The organism is Vulcanococcus sp. DEBay_Sum29NL08_54 (assembly GCF_017859255.1).
Taxonomy (GTDB): domain Bacteria; phylum Cyanobacteriota; class Cyanobacteriia; order PCC-6307; family Cyanobiaceae; genus Vulcanococcus.
This window is the reverse complement of sequence record NZ_JAFMNJ010000077.1, coordinates 1-2966: the sequence shown is the minus strand read 5'-3', so window position 1 is coordinate 2966 and position 2966 is coordinate 1. Positions and strand designations below refer to the sequence as shown.

The window sequence follows — 2966 nt, the reverse complement described above, 5'->3', positions numbered from 1 at the left end:
CCTGACTTTGCTGAGCGCCGGCGCGGCGGCGGCGAGATCGCCCATTACCGCTGCGAGTCCGCGGCATGAGTGACGCTCTGCCGCCCTGGAGGCCGCTCCTGCGCGGAGCGCGGCAGCGGGAAGGGCGGTCTCCCCAGGCCCGATGGCTCCAATTGGCCACCCTTGGAAGCGATGGGGCGCCTCGGGTGCGCACGCTGGTCTTCCGCGGCTGGGCCGGGGCCTGCCAACTGGATCTGCTGACGGATCGACGCAGCGAGAAGAGCGCTGAACTCAGCGCCGAACCCAGGCTGGAGCTCTGTTGGCTTCTGCCTAAGGCGAAATCACAATTTCGGCTCAGGGGTCATCGCCTCCTCCTGAACGCCGACGACGATCAGTCCGCCCGCAGCCAACACTGGCAACAACTCCATCCCGGAGCGCGGAGTCTCTGGGGCTGGCCCCAACCCGGAGCCCCTTTCGATCCCCTGGGGGACTTTCCCGAGGCCCTCGGTGATGCGGTCCCGCTACCGGAGACCTTTGAATTGGTGCGGATTGAGATCCAGCAGGTGGAGTTGCTGGAGCTGGTGGGCCACCCCCACCGGCGTCGCCGCTGGCGGCTGGATCAGGACTGGGCGGAAGAGTGCCTCAATCCTTGAGCTGATCCGCCAGATCCTGCAGGCGCTTCGCATTCACACCCAGGTCCGAATCGCCCAGACGTGAGACCGAGCGGGCCTGAAGCACCCCAGCAGTGGGATCGGCGTAGAGCTCGAGATCGTCGACGAAGCCAAACAGGGCACTCGTGGCCGTCGCGTGCAGGTAGCCGTTCCCCTCTTCGACGATCTCGGTGCGCGGGGTGGCCCGGATCACCGGGAGTAGAGATTGAAGGGCCGCCTCGGGATTGGCCACGGCCCAATCCACGCGGGCGCAATGGGCCGGACTGGGGCAGGGGGAGAGGGCGCCGTTCTGCACACCCAGGTCCTCCGGCACGGGACCCACCAGATGAAAGAGCCCCAGGGTGAAGACCAGCAGGAAGTGGGAGAACAGAGCCGTCATGGATTGGAGGGAGCAGCAACAGGAGCCGGGGTAGGGAGGGACTCTTCAATCCCCACATCGATCTCAGCAATCCAGAGCAGCAAGCTGCCGATGCAAGCCAGGGCTGCGATCAACAAGAGCCAACGATGACGGCGCATGGGCAGGCCTCCCCTCTCGCCATTGTGCTGGATACGACCAGGAACAAATGCCTATGGCGCCAGGGCTGGTCGACTTCCTAGGAAAGACCTGCGCTTTTGACGAAGAGACGCACCTCCGCCGGTCGATTGACCAGCGGAGTTTTTTTTGGCTTTTCTGCAGTCGCCAACCCTCCGTGGACAACATCTCGGGGCGATGGCATCAATGGATTGAGGTTGCTCTCTTCGTCAGACGCGCCTCAAACGGGGCGAGGTGCATCTCGCCCCACCCCACCCGTTCAGCGAGGCTGAGGAGACGTTGAGACCAGAGCCGTCCTCAACGCCGATGACCTCAGACCCATGACGACGCCCGACCTTCTGCTGGACGCCCTCCGCTCTATCCCAGGGATGGAGCCAGGGTCCAGACGGCTGGTGATCCTGATGAGCCAGCTCGGGGATTTCGATTCGCTGGAATACGCCCAGGCGCTTGCCCCCGTTTTGCCCAGGCTGGAGCAGGCCGGAATCAAGACCCTGGCGATCGGCATTGGTGACGAGGCCGGAGCCGAGCGGTTCTGCCAGTTCACCGGCTTTCCCCGGGGCAACCTCAGGGTGGAGAGCGAACCGAGGTTGCACCGCGCGCTTGAGCTCTACTCCGGCCTGCAGACGCCCGGCGGACCTTGGCCGGGGCTGCTGTTGATGTGTGCCGGCATCGGCTCACCGGGAACCTTGAGCGAGGTCCTGCGCGGCTACACCGGAGATCGCTCCGCGCCGCAGCGCTTCGAGAGTCCCCTCTTTCGCCTGGCGGGCGGCGAGGGATTCCAGCGGCCCTTTGAGCTCGCCACCGTGCGCCTGCGCAACATGACCGAGGTGCTGGGGAATTGGCGGACCTATGTCCCCCGTGATGACTTCATCACCCAACGCGGAGCCACCTTCCTCTTGGAGAGCGACGACTCCCTGCTCTATGAGCATCGGGACCAAGGAATGCTGGGCTTCTCCGCAACAATGAGTCGCCCGCTGTCCTTCTTGGATCCCTATCTGAGCTGAAAGACCGATGGTCTGGGACAGGATCCAGTCGGAGCGCCAACGGGGCAGGGACTACCAACCGCGCTTCCAACAGCGGCAGGTGATCGGAGCTTGGCTGGGTGCTCTGCTGGCCATTACGGCCCTGGGCCTGATCAGTCTCTGGAGCCACTACCCCCTGGTCGTGGCACCCTTCGGAGCCTCGACCGTTCTGCTCTTTGGCCACCCGTCCAGCCCCCTGGCGCAACCACGGAATGTGGTCCTGGGGAACACCGTGGCCGCCATCGTCAGCGTCGCCTGCGTCATGGCCTTCGGCGATGCCCCCTGGGTGATGGGCCTGGCCGTGGCCGTGACCATTGCCCTCGGACAAGTGCTGCGTTGCCTGCATCCACCGGCCGGGGCGGTGGCGCTTCTGGGGGTCCTGCTCAAGGCCCAGCCTGGATTCATCTGGATGCCCGTGCTCAGCGGTTCGCTGGTGATGATGCTGATCGCCGTGGCCTATAGCCGGCTGCAGCCCGGTGCGGAGCACTATCCGCATCACTGGCTCTGAGCCTCTGGGAGACTGTTGCGCCCGACGGCGCTGCCATGTCGCTCGATCAACTCAAGGCCTTCCTGGCTCGCCTTCAGGCCGATGAGGCCCTGAAGCAGCAGGTCCTGGCCGCCGCCACCGCCGATGACGTGGCGCAGATCGGCCTAAAGCTCGGCTTTGAGTTCTCCGGGGATGAACTGCTGCGGGTCTCCGGCAAGAAATTCGATCGGGTCACGGTCCATAAGAACGACATGCCCGGCGAATACAACTGAGCG

The 2966-nt window shown here is 64.9% G+C and carries 6 protein-coding genes; 4 read left to right on the top strand and 2 right to left on the bottom strand.

Going from position 1 to position 2966, the window contains the following annotated elements:
• Positions 1-65 precede the first annotated feature (65 nt).
• A complete protein-coding gene (locus tag QZ186_RS11625) occupies positions 66-632 on the top strand; it encodes a pyridoxamine 5'-phosphate oxidase family protein (protein WP_296417009.1) in 567 nt (188 codons plus the stop codon).
• Here QZ186_RS11625 and QZ186_RS11620 read toward each other — a convergent pair.
• Positions 622-1029, bottom strand: a complete 408-nt coding sequence (locus tag QZ186_RS11620; protein ID WP_296417006.1) for a DUF1499 domain-containing protein — start codon at positions 1027-1029, stop codon at positions 622-624. The genes QZ186_RS11625 and QZ186_RS11620 overlap by 11 nt on opposite strands.
• Complete coding sequence (locus QZ186_RS11615; protein WP_010315999.1) at positions 1026-1166, bottom strand: hypothetical protein; 141 nt, start codon at positions 1164-1166, stop codon at positions 1026-1028. Before QZ186_RS11615 ends, QZ186_RS11620 begins: the two co-directional genes overlap by 4 nt.
• Before the next feature lie 336 nt (positions 1167-1502).
• Here QZ186_RS11615 and QZ186_RS11610 point away from each other — a divergent pair, with 336 nt between their 5' ends.
• From QZ186_RS11610 to QZ186_RS11600, 3 genes are read left to right on the top strand one after another with little or no spacing between them, the layout of a single operon-like run.
• Positions 1503-2186, top strand: coding sequence for a peroxiredoxin-like family protein (locus tag QZ186_RS11610; RefSeq protein WP_029626205.1), 684 nt, complete (start codon positions 1503-1505; stop codon positions 2184-2186).
• Between the two features lie 7 nt (positions 2187-2193).
• Positions 2194-2712 (top strand): HPP family protein, encoded by a 519-nt coding sequence (locus QZ186_RS11605; protein ID WP_010315995.1) that lies wholly within the window; start codon positions 2194-2196, stop codon positions 2710-2712.
• A 35-nt stretch (positions 2713-2747) separates the two neighbouring features.
• Positions 2748-2963 carry a Nif11-like leader peptide family natural product precursor gene (locus tag QZ186_RS11600; RefSeq protein ID WP_247477560.1) on the top strand — a complete coding sequence of 72 codons (216 nt, stop codon included), beginning with the start codon at positions 2748-2750 and terminating at the stop codon, positions 2961-2963.
• The last annotated feature ends 3 nt before the right edge of the window (positions 2964-2966 follow it).